Below are 15,768 nucleotides of genomic sequence, written 5' to 3'. Positions count from 1 at the left end.
TCTCATGACCTGAAAGTCAGCGTTTTAGAATATTCTGACTATGAAAGGAAAAGTCTGTAAGAGAAGCAGAAAAGTTATCAATATCAAAAGGTAAGCCTGACAGCCAATTGTCTGCATACTGGGCCATGACCAGAGCGGGCATCCTTTCAGCTATCAACCTTAACTGAGGCATTGCAGGCATGGTCAAAACAGCACAGGAATCAAAAGAGAGTGTACTGTCAACCCGATACCGCTCCCAAAGCCCAGCCATTAGTATCAGGGAATTATTTCTTGCGCCGATGCGCCATAACTGACGCCGATTCCCCGGAGCCATGTGCCATTGGTAGTAGCTATCAGCCAAAATCAGGCAACGCCTGTGCTGCCAGGCATTTTTGAACATTCTCGACTCGGGTGCGGTCTCAACACGGGCATTGATTTGAACACGGGAGAAATCCTGCAGCCATGAAGGAGCAAGCCCCCACTTGGCCTGAGCCAGCTCAGGAACACCATTGTCATTGTGCCGAACCAGCCATACCCGCTGACCAGGAACGACCTGCTGAACCGGCTTTTGCGATACTGTATCTTTAATACCAAGAAAGCCGAGATCAACCCTGGACAAGTTAAAGGAGTAACGGCTGCACATGACTACTCTTCCCCCGGCACCGGCTCAGCATTCAGATAATCTTCAATCAACTCTTTGGCAAGGCCGGCATCATCATCATCAACATACAACCCCAGCAAACCAATGGCAGGTAACTCACCCATCGCTCCGATCAAGTCGACGCCCGACAAATGACAGAAAATATGACGACTCATAAGCAGGTCTTTCAAGCACTGCGCTTCAACCAAATTTGCCGGACTGTAGACTTTAATCATTTCAGATACTATTCATCTCAGATACTGTTCATTTCAGATACAGTGTTTCCAATTGATTAACCAGTTCTCTGGCTTTTTCTAACTGTGCTTCATTGAGCATCTTTACCAGCCTGGTTTTCTGATCTTCAGCAGAAGAAGACATTTTTGATGACGTATGCAGGCTAAGTTCAGTCCACATATAAGCGGCTATCAGGTTACGATCAGTTCCCTCCCCATTTAAATAAGCCCTACCCAGTTCATATTGAGCTTCGACATTGAGCCCTTCCCGCCCTGCAGCCTTTTTGAAAAAATCAAAAGCCATACCAGCATCTTTACCCGTGCCTGCCAGACCATCCCGGTATGCCCTACCCAGCCAGAGCCATGCTTCTGCACGAGCTTGACGATTGCCCACACTGGCCACTCGCTGCAAAGAATTAATGGCCTTAGCTGAACTTGTTTGCTGCGCAGACTGCAACAGTTGAATAGCCTCCGCCAACTGCCCCTGAGCCTTACTGGAAACAGGCTGTTCTTTTTGCACAATGAGCTCATCGGCGAGTGTTGCAGACCAGACCGGCCCGGCAACTGAAGCCAACACGACAATCACACCGACAGCACATCTACACTGCTTAAACATGAACAACCTCTGCTTTTCTGGCTTTTTTATAGGAAGGCCTGATTCTGACGAACTTATGTCTAGGCTCTGTTGACATAAGCCTCCAAACCCAGCGGGGCGCCCCGCCCAAAGGGCTTGCGCTGAGAAAGGAACCTTATGTCAACAGAACCGAAAGCAACACAATTATATTATTTTCAAACGCTATTTTGCAGACTTACCGAACCACCATAAGCAGAAGAATGCTTAAAACTGCATTCAACAGCTGCAAAAGATCTCTCATTGTAAGGCCAGTCAGCCTCGGTTACATTAAGCGACACTGTCTATACAGACCAGTAATTAATGAATGTAATATAATAAACTGGCGATCAATAACGATTTTTTAACCGCTTTATACATAGCATTGGCACCAATGGAAGCTTTTGACGATATTCGCCCTTACCACGACCATGAGGTCAGACCAACACTGGCACGTCTTTTACAAAACAAAGACCTCCTCAGCGTTATGGCACAACATCGCCACCCTGACTTAACCCGGAAATTTTCCGGCATTATGACATGGCTCACGGCCATGGTCCTGAAGCATAAAACGCGGCACATTCAAAATGTCAGGGACTTCCAGAGCATCATCGAACCGTACCTGACTCGAGTGATCAAAACAACCACCGACAAGGTTACCTTTTCAGGCCTTGAGCACCTGAAAAAAGATAAAGCCTATCTTTTTCTGTCAAACCATCGAGATATTGTTCTTGACCCTGCTCTGGTGAACTACGCCCTTTATCAAAATGGCATGGAAACCTGCCAGATAGCCATTGGCGATAACTTGATTAAACGCCCTTATGTCAGCGACCTGATGCGCCTGAACAAAAGTTTTATTGTGAAACGCTCTCTCACTGGCCGCAGAGAAAAACTGACCGCTTTCCAGAATCTCTCTGCTTATATCCATCACTGCATTGATTCCGGCCAGCCCGTTTGGATAGCCCAGAGTGAAGGTCGGGCAAAGGATGGCAATGATCAGACTGACCCGGCAATCATCAAGATGTTTAATGTCAGCCGCCGCGATAAGCAAACGGCGTTTGCTGATAACATCCGCTCATTGAATATTGTGCCAGTATCTATTTCTTATGAGTTTGATCCCTGTGACTGCAGCAAGGCTCGAGAACTCTTCGAAAAGCAGCAGACCGGAGAATACCTGAAAGCAGACGACGAAGACCTGAAAAGTATCGTCATGGGGATTGAGGGATATAAAGGTCATGTTCATGTTGCGTTTGGCAAACCATTATCAGGAAAACAAGCGCCACAAAACCTTGAAAATGCCATTTCGGTAGCCAAAGAAGTCGACCACCAGATCCACCATAACTATAAACTGCAGCCATCCAACCTGTTTGCCTGGGAAGCTATTGGCAATAATGTAATCAAACAGGAACCCGCTATACAGGTTCCAGATATTTCAACGCTTTTCCCTGATACCGACCTGAAAAAGAAGCGCGATGAGTTCACCCGACACCTGGAGCGTTGCCCCGAAGTATACCGCCCATGGTTCTTGAGAATGTACGCACAGCCGGTCATCAATCGATTCAGGTATGGATCATAAATAGATATGCAGGAACCACCCACACCTCTAACACAAGAATCACTCTCTTCAGAATCAGACAGTATTCACCCGGAAGATGTGATTTATAAGATCTGTGTAATGGTTCCTTCGCCATTTCTGGAACCTGTTAAAAACGCAATGTTCATAGCGGGTGCGGGACGTTATGGCCAGTATGATTGCTGTTGCTGGCAAACCCTGGGAACAGGGCAGTTTCGCCCGCTTGAAGGCAGCACGCCATTTTCCGGAAAATCAGGAGAAGTACACAGGGAAGAAACCTGGAAAGTTGAAATGATCTGCGAGAAACGATTTTTAAAGCAGGTAGTTCAAGCTCTCCGCCAAGCTCATCCTTATGAAATACCTGCCTTTGACCTTTACCCAGTCAAGCTCTCTGATCCGGAGGAGTAACATACTCCAACCGCATGGGAAACAAGCCTTCCCGCCGATCTTCAAAGTAATGGCGCAGGGTACGGCCAATCGTAGAAAATGCCAGCTGATCCCACGGAATTTCATCCTCGGAAAACAGGGCAACATCTTCACTCTCTTCCCCGGGTGCAAACTCTGGGCTCTCCATTTTCGCCAGAAAGAAAGCCGACAGCTGCCCAACATGAACCACATTAAAAAGCATATACAGTGACTCAATGGTGACCTGGGCACAGGCTTCTTCCCTGGTTTCTCTGGCCGCCCCTTCCTCTATGGTTTCGCCTAACTCCATGAACCCCCCAGGCAGTGTCCAGAACCCTTTCCTGGGTTCTATTGCCCGCTTACACATCAACACTTTGTCCTTATAAACCGGAAGGCATCCAGTCACAACCCTGGGGTTCTGGTAATGAATAGTTTGACAGTGATCACACACATCCCGAAGGCGATGATCACCCTCAGGAACTTTTTTTTGCGTCTCATGACCGCAGCTACTGCAGTAATGGATAGAGGATCCTGTCATCAATCGTCACTCCTTGTTTCTGGCAGACTGGTAGAGAGAAACAGTACCAGCGTAACAAACCCTTAAAGATGAACAAACTGTTTTACATAATACACGACGAAGAATTAATAACTCACCTATTGGTCAGCAGCCGACAAAAAGCATTCTTATCATAATATCGATCTCAACATCTTCCACAAGTACTCTAGGATAGTGTTATGTAAAACAGTTTGTTCATCTTTAAGGGTTTGTTACGCTGGTACTGTTTCTCTCTACCAGTCTGCCAGAAACAAGGAGTGACGATTGATGACAGGATCCTCTATCCATTACTGCAGTAGCTGCGGTCATGAGACGCAAAAAAAANTTTCTGGCAGACTGGTAGAGAGAAACAGTACCAGCGTAACAAACCCTTAAAGATGAACAAACTGTTTTACATAATACACGACGAAGAATTAATAACTCACCTATTGGTCAGCAGCCGACAAAAAGCATTCTTATCATAATATCGATCTCAACATCTTCCACAAGTACTCTAGGATAGTGTTATGTAAGGAGTTGTGACGAACACTGGATAATTCCTGTTAAGCTACTTATGATAAAATCAAGTCCCTTGCAAGGATGCCATTGAAATCATCATGATGTTAAAGCAGGTTGAAGAACGGCTGCAAAACTACCAGCCAAGAAGAGTCGATGCTCAGCTGCCAGAAGCGGCGGTGCTGATACCCATTACCAATGCTTCCGAGCCAGAGCTGGTATTTACTCGACGTGCAACACACATGAATACCCACAGTGGTGAGGTTGCATTTCCGGGAGGGAAGCGAGACCCATCGGATAGAGACCTGATACATACCGCGCTGAGGGAGTCTTACGAGGAAGTTGCCCTGCCTCCGGAAACCGTCAGGATAATTGGCCAGACTGGTTCAGTAATCTCCCGCTTTGGTCTTGAAGTGACGCCAATTGTCGGAATTATCGAAGCCGACACTCCGCTCAGGGCAAATATGGCAGAGCTGGACCGCATTTTTAAAGTCCCGTTAAGCTACTTTCTTGAAAAAGAAAACCTGTCATTCAATCACTGGAAAATGCGCAACCAGGATTACATGATGCCCTCATTTTACTATGGAGAGTATCTAATCTGGGGGCTGACAGCAGTAATGCTGGTTGAGTTCCTGAACATTACACTGGACACAGACATTCCATTGAATGCCCCCCACTTCAGCAGCCAACATATAAAACGACAGGCTTAGCCTGATGCTTACTGCCCAAGTAACTCGCGTCTCAACCCTGGATAGGCAGTATTTTCTGACAACCAGATATCAATAAAACTTCTAGCCATCTGCAAATCATCGGTTTTACCAAGAAAATCGTTACCAAAATAGAAGCGACCACCAGTCTCAGTCAGCACAAACACCAGACGATCCCCCTTTTTGACACCTTTCCATATCCTGCCGAGTTCCTGAATCCAGCGCATCCTGTCCTCTCGGGAAATCCCAAGGTGAAGCCATTGTTCATTCGTTGCCGACAGTAAACGTTTTTTACTGATCGTTCGACGGTAATCAATCAGTAACGCCATATCGGAAACAGTATGGTCGCTTGCCTGATAATAAGTACCAGAGGGTGTTCTCAAGTGGGCGTCATAAATATCCCAGAACCCCCATTTTAGTGTTGAATGCCCAACAGTCTTCCACCCCAGCCAGACAGGATTAGCCGACTTCTCATGAACAGTGTCTTTAGCAAAAGAGTGTGAGGGGAAGAGAAATACCAAAAGCCACAACAGGAGGGAGAACTCAAAAAGACAAGTGAAGAACTTTACGCTGGCTTTCTGCATGGCGACCCCTTTGCTTTATTCTAATAGTTATCGCCATGTTGTACGGAAGAAACTGCTCAAAGGTTTTCTGACATGAGGTATTACGAAAATTCAGTTAACCCATATTATGCCATTATCCTAATGATCAGGAGTGAACTACAATGTACCAGCCATAAACATACGGACACTCTTGATCCGGTTATCTTTCACCTGAAGGATCTCGAAGCGACAGTTTTTGATTTTCCAGCACACACTGGCCTCCGGAATAACTTCCATCTCTTCTGTAATCAAACCATTGATCGTTCGAGCATCGTCTGTGGGCAGATCCCAGCCTAATGCTTTATTAACGTCACGAATAGAAGCCGAGCCGTCAATGATATAGCTGCCATCTCCCTGGGGAGTGATGTCCTGACTGCTGTCAGAAACATCGGTCGTAAAGTCACCAACAATCTCTTCAAGGATATCTTCCAGCGTCACCAATCCCATGATGTCACCGTACTCGTCCACCACCAGCGCCGTTCTCTCCTTGGACTTCTGAAAATTAAACAGCTGGGTATGAAGCGGGGTGGATTCAGGGATGTAATAGGGCTCAGCAGTTTCCTGCAACAATGTTGCTTTGTTGACTTCTTCCAGGGTCAGCAGGCGGGCAATCTTCCGCATATGAAGCATACCCACAATATTATTAATGTCTCCCCGATAAACCGGCATACGCGTATGCTGACAATCTCTTAACTGATGCACGATCTCTTTAATATCATCCTCAATATCGATACCGTAAACCTCGTTTCTCGGCACCATAATATCATCGACGTGCACTTTCTCCAGATCAAGAATTCCCAGCAACATCCCACGACGCTTTTTGGGCAACCGCAGGCCTGACTCATTCACCAGTGTTCGCAACTCTTCACTGCTCAGTTGGTCCTCACCTTCCTGCCCCGGACGTATACCAAACGGTCTCATCAACAAAGAGCAAATCCAGTTAACCAGCAACACTACCGGATAAAGAATTTTCAACAGTGGAACCAATACCATCGATGCAGGAAACGCAACCTTTTCGGGGTACATAGCGGCTATCGTTTTCGGCGTCACCTCACCAAATATTAATACCACAAAGGTCAAACCCAGTGTGGCAATGGCAATACCACTGTCGCCCCATAACCGGACAGCAATAATAGTTGCCAATGCCGAGGCAAGAATATTCACAAAGTTATTGCCGATCAGAATAACCCCAATCAAGCGGTCAGGCCGGTCCAGCAAACTACTGGTTCTTTTGGCCGCCCGATTACCTTTGCGAGCCAGGTGCCGGAGACGGTATCGATTGATTGCCATCATCCCGGTTTCAGAGCTGGAAAAAAACGCAGAGAGCAGCAGAAGGAAAACTAACGCGCCAATCAATATACTAAGGGGTGCTTCACTCAACGAGCTGTCGCCTTTTGTCAGAATAAGAGCAGGTAAAGTTACTTATTTTACTCACTTAATGGCAAAGTCCCAAGCCCGATCTCATGAAACAGGTCAAAAGCATGACTGTCCGGAGACGATACACTCAAGCACCAGCCTGGAACCAAAGTAAGCCAGGATAAGAAAAAGGAAGCCTGCCAGTGTCCAGCGAACGGCGGTTTGCCCCCGCCAGCCAAATCGCCAGTGACCGATCAGCAGCGCCGCAAACAAACACCAGGCAGTAATGGACAGGACGGTTTTATGCACCAGTTTCTGGGCAAACATATCTTCCAGAAAAAGAAAGCCACTGCCCAGAGAGAGCGTCAGCAAAACAACGCCCAGCCAGAGAAACTCAAACAACAGTCGTTCCATGGTTTGCAAAGGCGGTAGTGTTTTAATCGTATGCCGGTGAGTACGAAGCTGATGTTCCTGATAAGAAAGAAGAATCGCCTGAAATGCAGCAACCATCAGAATGCCATAGGCCATTACTGAAAGAAGAACATGGGTCACCATTGAAGAAGCTGGATTCCAGACAATATGCTCAACCGGGGCGAGTAAAGCGAGCACAATGGCAAGCATACTTACCGGGAGAATCATCACCAGAAGACTTTCTGATGGTTTTTTCAAACTGCTCAACAGAACCATCATCGTCACCATCATCGCGGTGAGCGACCCCATAGTGAACACACCAAGATTGATACCGTGGTCAGTATGGATAGAGATATAAAGAGCAATAACATGAAAAACGAGGCCTAAGGCGGTGATCAACAAAACCAATGATCTGGATACTTCACGCCCACTGTTTCGCAACCCTTGACCTACCGTGCCTGCCAGATAGCAACCAAGCGCACCCATACTGACCAACATGACACCCATTAGCGAAGCCTATTGTCCTCAAAACAGCAGAAAATAAAAAAGCTGGAAGCCCTGTTTGTCCATAGGCTTCAACGATCAAGCAGCACCAGCAGTTTGTCATATTAAACAGCACTAGACAAACAACCATTCAGGTTCTTTCTGACAGAACCAAACACTGACCATTGAAATGGATGCCGCTTTAGTCACGATTCCTATATAATGGCCTCCATCAGAGCATAAACATCTTAGATCAGGGTAATTCCCAGAATGTTCGAAAATTTAACCGAACGCCTCTCCCGCACGCTTAAAACGGTCACCGGGAAGGCAAAACTGACCGAAGACAACATCAAGGACACCTTGCGTGAGGTACGCATGGCTCTGCTGGAAGCAGACGTTGCCCTGCCGGTGGTTCGAGAGTTCATCAACCGGATCAGGGAACGCGCCATCGGGCAGGAAGTCCAGGCCAGCCTCAGCCCGGGACAGGCATTTGTCAAAATTGTCCAGAATGAGCTGATTGAGGTGATGGGTTCGTCCAATGACGAACTGAACCTTGCCACACAGCCTCCTGCCGTAATTCTGATGGCTGGCCTGCAGGGGGCGGGTAAAACCACCTCGGTTGCCAAGCTGGGTAAATGGCTGAAAGAGCGCCAGAAAAAATCGGTCATGGTGGTCAGTGCCGACGTTTACCGTCCTGCTGCGATCAAACAGCTGGAAACTCTGGCCCAGGAAACCGGACTCAACTTCTTCCCGTCTTCTGCGGACCAGAAGCCTGTAGACATTGTCAACAGTGCCATTCATGAAGCACGGATCAAGCATGCTGACGTACTGATCGTCGACACCGCCGGCCGCCTGCATATCGATAACGATATGATGGCTGAAATCCAGCAACTGCACAGCGCCATTAACCCCATAGAGACGCTGTTTGTAGTTGACGCCATGACCGGTCAGGATGCCGCCAACACTGCCAAGGCGTTTGGTGACGCCCTCCCGTTGACGGGTGTTATCCTGACCAAAGCAGATGGTGATGCCCGCGGTGGTGCGGCACTGTCCGTCCGTCAGATTACCGGTAAGCCCATTAAGTTTATCGGTATGGGTGAGAAGACCGATGCCTTGGAGCCTTTCTATCCGGATCGTATTGCCTCCCGAATCCTTGGCATGGGTGACATTCTCTCCCTGATCGAGGAAGCCGAGCGCAAGCTTGACCGCAGCAAGGCGGATAAGCTGGCCAGTAAGCTAAAGAAAGGCAAAGGGTTCGACCTGGAAGATTTCCGCGATCAGCTTCAACAAATGAAGAAGATGGGCGGACTCAGCGGTATGATGGACAAACTGCCAGGCATGGGTGGTATGGCGCCACAGATGCAAGGACAGATGGATAACAAGGTGTTTAATCAGATGGAGGCCATCATCAACTCCATGACACCTTCAGAACGAGCCAACCCGGACATCATGAACGGCTCTCGCAAAAAACGCATAGCTGCAGGCTCCGGCACCCAGATCCAGGATATCAACCGTCTCATCAAACAGCATAAGCAGATGAGCAAGATGATGAAAAAGGTCACCAAAAAGGGCGGAATGAACAAGCTGATGCGTGGCATGTCTGCCATGAAAGGTCAGCTGCCTGGCGGTATGGGTGGAATGGGCGGCATGATGCCTCCCGGTGGTGGCAAGAAGTTTCCTTTCTAAAGGTCACGACCCGTCATAACCCTTCAGGCCCAGTACTCTTGATGAGTACTGGGTTCATTACCACGTTGCTATCCTGAGGTCATTATCCTTCAGGTAAAGACGATTTGACTTCTTCGGCTCCACTCTCTGCAAGCCCGCAAATAACTCAATAACACCCCGGTCTGCAGCAGCACCTATTGTATAAAGCCCTACCCCAAAAAAAGTTATCGCGGGAATATACTTATCACAGAATATTGCCACTCACTGCCAATTTCCATACAATATGCGCCCTTTATGATTGGCCTTAATCCGATCATGGATTAGCTGACAAACGATGGGAAGAGAACTATCTCTGGCCAGAGCTGTCAGAACTCTTCTGGGTTTTCGCCTGAGGTCTCGCGCCAAAGGCACAATAAACACAGAAAATCAGTTGCCGGAAACAACTATAGGAAAACCTATTCCATGGTAACCATTCGTCTTGCTCGTGGCGGCTCCAAAAAGCGTCCATTTTACCACCTGACCGTGGCTGACAGCCGTAATGCTAACGGCGGTCGTTTCATCGAGCGTGTAGGTTTCTTTAACCCTACTGCTCGTGGCCAGGAAGAACGTCTGCGTGTTGATAGCGAGCGTGTAGAATTCTGGCTGGGCCAGGGTGCTACTGCATCTGACCGCGTTGCCCAGCTTCTGAAAGAAGCTAAAAAGGCTGCGTGAGGTTAACCATTCAGTGACAAAGGCAGTAGAGGGCGCTGTGAAGCGCATCGCGTTAGGCCATATCGCCTCCGTGTACGGAGTTAAAGGCTGGCTGAAGATTCATTCCAATACCAGCCCGATGGAAAACATCCTCAACTACCCACGCTGGATTCTTGACCGCGACGGTCAGTTGATGACCGTTGAAATCGATCAGGCCCGTCCTCACGGTAAAGGTCTGGTTGCCCATATCGTCGGCTGTGACGATCGTGAGCTGGCCCGCAGCTACTGTGGAAGCGAGATCACCATCAACGCCGATGAGATGCCCGAACCGGAAGATGACGAGATTTACTGGCATCAACTGGAATCGCTGGATGTATTCTCCCGTAACGCTGAGGGAGACAATATCCTGCTGGGCAAAGTCAGCCACCTGATGGAAACAGGTGCCAACGACGTTCTGGTTATCCGCCCCTCAAAAGGCAGCATTGACCGTCGTGAACGTCTGGTACCCTGGCTTACCGGATCGGTGGTGTTAGACGTAAATCCTGAGAAAGGATTTATCCGGGTAGATTGGGATCCGGAGTTTTAAGTGTCCATGACGACTCAACCCTCACCTTCCAGCGACGTTGAAGAAGGCTCGCTGGAAACCGACAAGAGCCCCATGGACACCGGAATATGGTTCGGTGTCATCAGTCTTTTTCCCGAGATGTTTCGGGCAGTAACGGAGCACGGCATTAGCGGTCGCGCCGTTAAGGAAGGGCTGATTGGCGTGGATTTCTGGAACCCCAGAGACTTCACTCATGACCGACACCGAACTGTGGATGACCGACCTTATGGCGGTGGTCCCGGCATGTTGATGAAAATTCAACCTCTGCGTGACGCCATTCATGCAGCCCGCAAAGCTGCAGGAACCGAGGCCAAAGTGATTTACCTCTCTCCCCAGGGTCGAATGCTCGACCAGAAAGGTGTAGAGGAGCTTGCCCAAAGCAAGAAACTGATCCTGGTCGCGGGGCGATATGAAGGTATTGACGAGCGTGTAATCCAGACCGAGATCGATGAAGAATGGTCTATTGGTGATTACGTGTTAAGTGGTGGTGAATTAGCCGCCATGACTCTGATTGATGCAGTTTCACGCTTTGTACCGGGCACCCTTGGTCATAAGGATTCCGCATCGGAAGATTCGTTTGCTGACGGTCTTCTTGACTGCCCGCACTACACCCGTCCGGAGATATTTGAAGGACAGGAAGTGCCGCCGGTGCTGTTATCAGGAAACCATGCACACATTGAACGCTGGCGACTGAAGCAATCACTGGGCAGAACCTGGCTGAGACGGCCTGATCTCCTGGAGAACAGACCCCTGACCAGCAAGGAAGAGGAATTACTGTCAGAGTTTAAAACCGAGCGGAACATTGACTAACTGGGAGCATTTTTAATGAGCAAAAACAAAATCATTGCGCAGCTTGAAGCTGAACAAATGACCAAAGAGATCCCTGCCTTCGGCCAGGGTGACACTGTCGTCGTACAGGTTAAGGTAAAAGAAGGCAACCGTGAGCGTCTGCAGGCGTTCGAAGGCGTTGTCATCGGCAAGCGTAACCGTGGTCTGAACTCTGCTTTCACCGTTCGTAAAATCTCTAGCGGTGTTGGTGTTGAGCGTACTTTCCAGACTTACTCTCCGCTGATTGCTTCTGTTACTGTGAAGCGTCGTGGTGACGTTCGTCAGGCTAAGCTGTACTACCTCCGTGAGCTGAGCGGTAAAGCTGCTCGCATCAAGGAAAAGCTCAACTAAGATTCAGTTTAATTTTCCGGCAACTGTTTTCTTCAGAAGAGCGGATCAGGCACTCCCCGATCCAGAAAGAAGCGGCGAAAGCCGCTTTTTTTTATCTTTAATTTATGTAAATAGCCTTGTCCGAAATAAAATACGCCAATAGGCTTCATCGTCATTACATTCAGTCAGGAAAAGACCATGAACAGCGACCAACCTCCAAGTAGCAACGTAAGGAGAGACTGGCCTGCAAACTGACCCATGATGTTTCATTTCTCACGGGCTGTTTCAGGCTCGGATTATTTATGTCTACCTCCCTCCTTACCTTCCAGATTCTTGAATACAAAAAATTAACCAGACTGGGTTTCCTGACATCATTCTGCTGATCCTTACTGTTTTGCGCCCCAATTTGCGTACAAACAAACCAGATTGTAAAAGCTATTAATGACCAGAGACACCCGGGCCAGAGGGATAACCATGACCAGCCTGGACATCACAGCTTTTGAGCATCCGCACAACGACCAATCCACCACACATGACGCAGACACAACGATTCATCAGTTAAGCCAAACCGATAGAGGGCATCGAACCCCTATTCTGCAAGCACTGAGTTATGAACAGACTCTGCAAACCCTTCAGCAGGCCCCCCTTATACTGGTTCGTGAAATACTGAATGAGTTAAAGGAAGCCGGTTATGCAACTCAATACACTAGGCTCACTGTTGACCTTGGTCTGGTCACACATCGTAAAGACTTAAAGAGTAACTACCTGCATACAGGCGTATTTGAGCATGTAAAATCACGATTAGGATGGATTGTCAGCCTATCCCTCCTTGGTATTTTTTCAGGAATGATCATAGCCAGTTACGAGGACGCATTGAGCGCCCTGGTCATTCTGGCGATTTATATGCCCGTTATGGCAGATACCGGAGGCAATGTTGGTGCACAAGCCTCAACACTGCTGATTCAATCTATGGCAACAGGAGAAATAACCACGCGAGACTGGGCCAGGGTGCTCTGGAAAGAGTTCAGGGTTTCTCTGATCATGGCAGCAGCCCTGATCAGCATCATTCTGATCAGAGTCATGGGGTTTGGCTCAGATGTAGACCTTCCCGGTGATATTACCCTGCTCCAGGTGGCTATTGCCGTCTCAACGGCCATGGCCATTCAAGTAATCAGCTCCAGTTTTTTGGGTGCGATACTGCCGGTTTTTATCCGATCCTTACAGTTGGATCCAGCGGTTATCGTAGCCCCGGTTTTAACCTCACTGGTCGATATGACAGGCATGCTGGTTTATTTTTTCATCACAACAACAATGCTGAATATATAACGTGCAATCAAGAGGCAGCCTGAAAACACACTGCGTCCTAACCTTAGCCCTTAGGGTAGACATTAAGGGATTTTGTTTTCTGCCACTGCTTCTCCCTCGTTCTTTGCCTTTTGCTAACGGGTGCAGACATGTTGCTTGATACGTGTTGCTGGCCCTTAAATTGGAACCACGAAGCACACGAAGAGCACAAAGTAAAAGAAACGTTTTTCTGAGTGCTCTTCGTGTGCTTCGTGGTTCAAAGAAATTAATGGCTAGATGCTTAAAGAACCTTAGCCTCACAGAGAAGAATATTGGTATTATTCAACCATTGCGCCAAATTGGATTTATTGATTGTCATGCCAGCCCCCGCGTCCCCTGAAACACAGGAATTTTTACAGCACCTCTGGCTTGAGCGAGGCCTCAGCAAAAATACCCGTGAAGCTTACCAACGAGATCTGCTGCTGTTCTCTGAATGGCTGAAAGAGCACACTCAAAACACAGGCAATCTATTACTCACGGCCAGTGAAGATGATCTTCGCTGCTTTCTGGGCTGGCGCTATGAGCAGAGTTACCACCCAAGATCAACCGCCCGGCAAATATCCAGTCTTCGAGCCTTTTACCGTTATCTTTTACAATCTGAACAGATCCCTACTGATATTACGGCCAATATTGAAATGCCCCGCCAGGGAAAAGCATTACCAAAGACACTGTCAGAAGACGATGTGGAGTCACTGCTTAACAGTCCGGATACCAATACCGCCATTGGTCTACGTGATCGTGCCATGCTTGAGATCCTGTATGCCTGCGGCCTCAGGATTTCGGAGTTGGTGAACCTGAACATGGACAGCATCAACCTGAGGCAGGGTGTCATTCGCATTATCGGTAAAGGCAGAAAAGAACGACTGGTACCCATGGGTCAGAATGCCATTGAGTGTTTAGAGCAGTATGTAAAGCAGGCAAGAGGCGATCTGCTGAATCAATATGAAAGTCGAACCCTGTTTCCCGGCCGACACGGGCGCCCAATGACCCGCCAGACATTCTGGCATCGAATCAAGCATTACAATACGATTGCCGGTATCAATACTGACGTCTCCCCTCATGTTCTCCGCCATGCGTTTGCCACTCACCTTCTGAATCATGGCGCTGATCTTCGGGTAGTGCAGCTGCTGCTTGGCCATAGTGATCTGTCCACCACCCAGATATATACCCATATTGCCAACCACAGGCTGTCAGAGCTTCACCGAGAGCATCATCCCAGGGGATAACCTGACCGTCTATACACCTTTTTTAGAACTCTTTACCTGATAACAGTGTCCAAGCGATACAACAGGGAGAAATAAGGCTAAACTTTCCTGTTTTTATCCAGCGCTTCTCTCCAAAGCTAGAACGGCTTGCCGATAGCCCCTGAGATGCCCATTGATTAATTGATCGGCCGTCAGTCAGGCTTATCTTTCTGGATCACTTAAGGAATCAGTATGTCTAAACGCTCTGCTCTTCTTTTAACTGCCATTATGACCGCAAGCGCAGGCTGGTCTGTGGCTGTCAATGCAGAGGCTACCGGCAAGGACAGCTCAGTCCAGAGCCCCGAGACCCTTATTGAAAGTCAGCTAAAAAAGCTGGATGCCACCATCCCCATTGAGTCGGTCACCAAAAGCCCGATGCCTGGCGTCTACAAAGTCATGCTCAAAGGTGGCTTTGTTCTCTACAGCAGTGAAAACGGACAGTATTTTATTAAAGGGGATATGCTGGAAGTTCGCGGCAACCAGCTGGTTAACCTGACGGAAGAAATTAAAAGCCAGCAGAACGCCAAGTTACTCAAATCCCTGAAAAAGGAAGACATGGTGATTTTTTCGCCGAAAGGTGAAACAAAAGGCGTTGTTTATGCGTTCACGGATGTCGACTGTGGCTACTGCCGCAAACTGCACCGGGAAGTCGACCAGTTAAATGAGTTAGGTATTGAATTACGCTACCTTGCCTTCCCTCGCGGTGGTCAACAGTCACCAGTGCATGGCAAGATGACCGATGCCTGGTGTTCAGTAGACCGCAAACAGGCATTAACAGATCTGAAAACGGGTAAGCCCATTAGTGTGGACATTAAAGGGGATAAGGCAGCCTGCAGCACTATCATTGATGAGCACTATAATCTGGGTGTTCAGATGGGCATTAACGGAACACCAGCAATGGTTCTGGAAAGTGGTCAGGTGATTCCGGGCTATCGCCCTGCCGCTGATGTTGCAAGAGTCCTTGATATTAAGAGTTGAGCATATTTATACACTAAGATTAAAGCAGCCCCTTG

18 protein-coding genes are annotated in these 15,768 nt (G+C 48.2%); 11 read left to right on the top strand and 7 right to left on the bottom strand.

Annotated elements, in window-relative coordinates; genetic code table 11:
• Positions 1-16: 16 nt before the first annotated feature.
• From GV64_RS23785 to GV64_RS11440, 3 genes are read right to left on the bottom strand one after another with little or no spacing between them, the layout of a single operon-like run.
• A complete protein-coding gene (locus tag GV64_RS23785) occupies positions 17-622 on the bottom strand; it encodes an SOS response-associated peptidase (RefSeq protein WP_020582973.1) in 606 nt (201 codons plus the stop codon).
• Between the two features lie 2 nt (positions 623-624).
• Positions 625-855 (bottom strand): putative signal transducing protein, encoded by a 231-nt coding sequence (locus tag GV64_RS11445; RefSeq protein ID WP_020582972.1) that lies wholly within the window; start codon positions 853-855, stop codon positions 625-627.
• 28 nt (positions 856-883) lie between these two features.
• A complete protein-coding gene (locus GV64_RS11440; protein ID WP_020582971.1) occupies positions 884-1,468 on the bottom strand; it encodes a tetratricopeptide repeat protein in 585 nt (194 codons plus the stop codon).
• A 388-nt stretch (positions 1,469-1,856) separates the two neighbouring features.
• Between GV64_RS11440 and GV64_RS11435 the strand changes: the two genes are divergently transcribed.
• Both GV64_RS11435 and GV64_RS11430 read left to right on the top strand, forming a co-directional pair.
• Positions 1,857-3,038: a 1-acyl-sn-glycerol-3-phosphate acyltransferase gene (locus tag GV64_RS11435; protein WP_020582970.1), complete on the top strand. Its 1,182-nt coding sequence runs from the start codon at positions 1,857-1,859 to the stop codon at positions 3,036-3,038.
• A gap of 6 nt (positions 3,039-3,044) precedes the next feature.
• Positions 3,045-3,443 (top strand): hypothetical protein, encoded by a 399-nt coding sequence (locus tag GV64_RS11430; protein ID WP_020582969.1) that lies wholly within the window; start codon positions 3,045-3,047, stop codon positions 3,441-3,443.
• On the opposite strand, the gene GV64_RS11425 is transcribed toward GV64_RS11430, so the two are convergent.
• The gene (locus GV64_RS11425) at positions 3,418-3,978 is read right to left on the bottom strand and encodes an NUDIX hydrolase (protein ID WP_020582968.1); all 561 of its coding nucleotides are present in this window, start codon (positions 3,976-3,978) and stop codon (positions 3,418-3,420) included. The two genes, GV64_RS11430 and GV64_RS11425, sit on opposite strands and share 26 nt — an antisense overlap.
• A 614-nt stretch (positions 3,979-4,592) precedes the next feature.
• On the opposite strand from GV64_RS11425, the gene GV64_RS11420 reads away from it, so the two are divergent.
• Positions 4,593-5,201: a CoA pyrophosphatase gene (locus GV64_RS11420; RefSeq protein ID WP_020582967.1), complete on the top strand. Its 609-nt coding sequence runs from the start codon at positions 4,593-4,595 to the stop codon at positions 5,199-5,201.
• An 8-nt stretch (positions 5,202-5,209) separates the two neighbouring features.
• Here the strand turns inward: GV64_RS11420 and GV64_RS11415 are convergent, their stop codons facing one another.
• From GV64_RS11415 to GV64_RS11405, 3 genes are all read right to left on the bottom strand, one after another.
• On the bottom strand, positions 5,210-5,782 hold the full coding sequence (locus GV64_RS11415) for a chalcone isomerase family protein (protein WP_020582966.1): 573 nt from the start codon (positions 5,780-5,782) through the stop codon (positions 5,210-5,212).
• Positions 5,783-5,917: 135 nt separating this feature from the next.
• Positions 5,918-7,180, bottom strand: coding sequence for an HlyC/CorC family transporter (locus tag GV64_RS11410; RefSeq protein ID WP_020582965.1), 1,263 nt, complete (start codon positions 7,178-7,180; stop codon positions 5,918-5,920).
• A 93-nt stretch (positions 7,181-7,273) separates the two neighbouring features.
• Complete coding sequence (locus tag GV64_RS11405; RefSeq protein ID WP_020582964.1) at positions 7,274-8,074, bottom strand: cytochrome C assembly family protein; 801 nt, start codon at positions 8,072-8,074, stop codon at positions 7,274-7,276.
• A gap of 246 nt (positions 8,075-8,320) precedes the next feature.
• Here GV64_RS11405 and ffh point away from each other — a divergent pair, with 246 nt between their 5' ends.
• The 8 genes from ffh to GV64_RS11360 all read left to right on the top strand — a co-directional run bounded on the left by ffh (position 8,321) and on the right by GV64_RS11360 (position 15,733).
• Complete coding sequence (ffh, locus tag GV64_RS11400; RefSeq protein WP_020582963.1) at positions 8,321-9,736, top strand: signal recognition particle protein; 1,416 nt, start codon at positions 8,321-8,323, stop codon at positions 9,734-9,736.
• Between the two features lie 441 nt (positions 9,737-10,177).
• A complete protein-coding gene (gene rpsP, locus GV64_RS11390) occupies positions 10,178-10,426 on the top strand; it encodes a 30S ribosomal protein S16 (RefSeq protein WP_020582961.1) in 249 nt (82 codons plus the stop codon).
• A 13-nt stretch (positions 10,427-10,439) separates the two neighbouring features.
• Positions 10,440-10,991, top strand: coding sequence for a ribosome maturation factor RimM (gene rimM / locus GV64_RS11385; protein WP_236632943.1), 552 nt, complete (start codon positions 10,440-10,442; stop codon positions 10,989-10,991).
• A gap of 84 nt (positions 10,992-11,075) precedes the next feature.
• On the top strand, positions 11,076-11,819 hold the full coding sequence (gene trmD / locus GV64_RS11380; protein ID WP_026258307.1) for a tRNA (guanosine(37)-N1)-methyltransferase TrmD: 744 nt from the start codon (positions 11,076-11,078) through the stop codon (positions 11,817-11,819).
• Between the two features lie 15 nt (positions 11,820-11,834).
• Positions 11,835-12,188 carry a 50S ribosomal protein L19 gene (gene rplS, locus GV64_RS11375; protein WP_020582958.1) on the top strand — a complete coding sequence of 118 codons (354 nt, stop codon included), beginning with the start codon at positions 11,835-11,837 and terminating at the stop codon, positions 12,186-12,188.
• 420 nt (positions 12,189-12,608) lie between these two features.
• A complete protein-coding gene (locus tag GV64_RS11370; RefSeq protein ID WP_081622142.1) occupies positions 12,609-13,493 on the top strand; it encodes a magnesium transporter in 885 nt (294 codons plus the stop codon).
• A gap of 335 nt (positions 13,494-13,828) precedes the next feature.
• On the top strand, positions 13,829-14,737 hold the full coding sequence (gene xerD, locus GV64_RS11365) for a site-specific tyrosine recombinase XerD (protein ID WP_026258306.1): 909 nt from the start codon (positions 13,829-13,831) through the stop codon (positions 14,735-14,737).
• A gap of 210 nt (positions 14,738-14,947) precedes the next feature.
• On the top strand, positions 14,948-15,733 hold the full coding sequence (locus GV64_RS11360) for a DsbC family protein (RefSeq protein ID WP_020582955.1): 786 nt from the start codon (positions 14,948-14,950) through the stop codon (positions 15,731-15,733).
• Positions 15,734-15,768 lie beyond the last annotated feature (35 nt).

Source organism: Endozoicomonas elysicola (assembly GCF_000710775.1).
In the GTDB taxonomy this organism is placed as follows: domain Bacteria; phylum Pseudomonadota; class Gammaproteobacteria; order Pseudomonadales; family Endozoicomonadaceae; genus Endozoicomonas; species Endozoicomonas elysicola.
Note: the sequence above shows the minus strand (reverse complement) of the source record. Positions and strands in the feature narration are given on the sequence as shown.

What these genes read in the sequence shown, in the direction of transcription:
- GV64_RS23785 (WP_020582973.1), bottom strand. Translation starts at nt 622, where the DNA reads ATGTGCAGCCGTTACTCCTTTAACTTGTCCAGGGTTGATCTCGGCTTT.
- GV64_RS11445 (WP_020582972.1), bottom strand. Translation starts at nt 855, where the DNA reads ATGATTAAAGTCTACAGTCCGGCAAATTTGGTTGAAGCGCAGTGCTTG.
- GV64_RS11440 (WP_020582971.1), bottom strand. Translation starts at nt 1,468, where the DNA reads ATGTTTAAGCAGTGTAGATGTGCTGTCGGTGTGATTGTCGTGTTGGCT.
- GV64_RS11435 (WP_020582970.1), top strand. Translation starts at nt 1,857, where the DNA reads ATGGAAGCTTTTGACGATATTCGCCCTTACCACGACCATGAGGTCAGA.
- GV64_RS11430 (WP_020582969.1), top strand. Translation starts at nt 3,045, where the DNA reads ATGCAGGAACCACCCACACCTCTAACACAAGAATCACTCTCTTCAGAA.
- GV64_RS11425 (WP_020582968.1), bottom strand. Translation starts at nt 3,978, where the DNA reads ATGACAGGATCCTCTATCCATTACTGCAGTAGCTGCGGTCATGAGACG.
- GV64_RS11420 (WP_020582967.1), top strand. Translation starts at nt 4,593, where the DNA reads ATGATGTTAAAGCAGGTTGAAGAACGGCTGCAAAACTACCAGCCAAGA.
- GV64_RS11415 (WP_020582966.1), bottom strand. Translation starts at nt 5,782, where the DNA reads ATGCAGAAAGCCAGCGTAAAGTTCTTCACTTGTCTTTTTGAGTTCTCC.
- GV64_RS11405 (WP_020582964.1), bottom strand. Translation starts at nt 8,074, where the DNA reads ATGGGTGTCATGTTGGTCAGTATGGGTGCGCTTGGTTGCTATCTGGCA.
- ffh (WP_020582963.1), top strand. Translation starts at nt 8,321, where the DNA reads ATGTTCGAAAATTTAACCGAACGCCTCTCCCGCACGCTTAAAACGGTC.
- rpsP (WP_020582961.1), top strand. Translation starts at nt 10,178, where the DNA reads ATGGTAACCATTCGTCTTGCTCGTGGCGGCTCCAAAAAGCGTCCATTT.
- rplS (WP_020582958.1), top strand. Translation starts at nt 11,835, where the DNA reads ATGAGCAAAAACAAAATCATTGCGCAGCTTGAAGCTGAACAAATGACC.
- GV64_RS11370 (WP_081622142.1), top strand. Translation starts at nt 12,609, where the DNA reads ATGACCAGAGACACCCGGGCCAGAGGGATAACCATGACCAGCCTGGAC.
- xerD (WP_026258306.1), top strand. Translation starts at nt 13,829, where the DNA reads ATGCCAGCCCCCGCGTCCCCTGAAACACAGGAATTTTTACAGCACCTC.
- GV64_RS11360 (WP_020582955.1), top strand. Translation starts at nt 14,948, where the DNA reads ATGTCTAAACGCTCTGCTCTTCTTTTAACTGCCATTATGACCGCAAGC.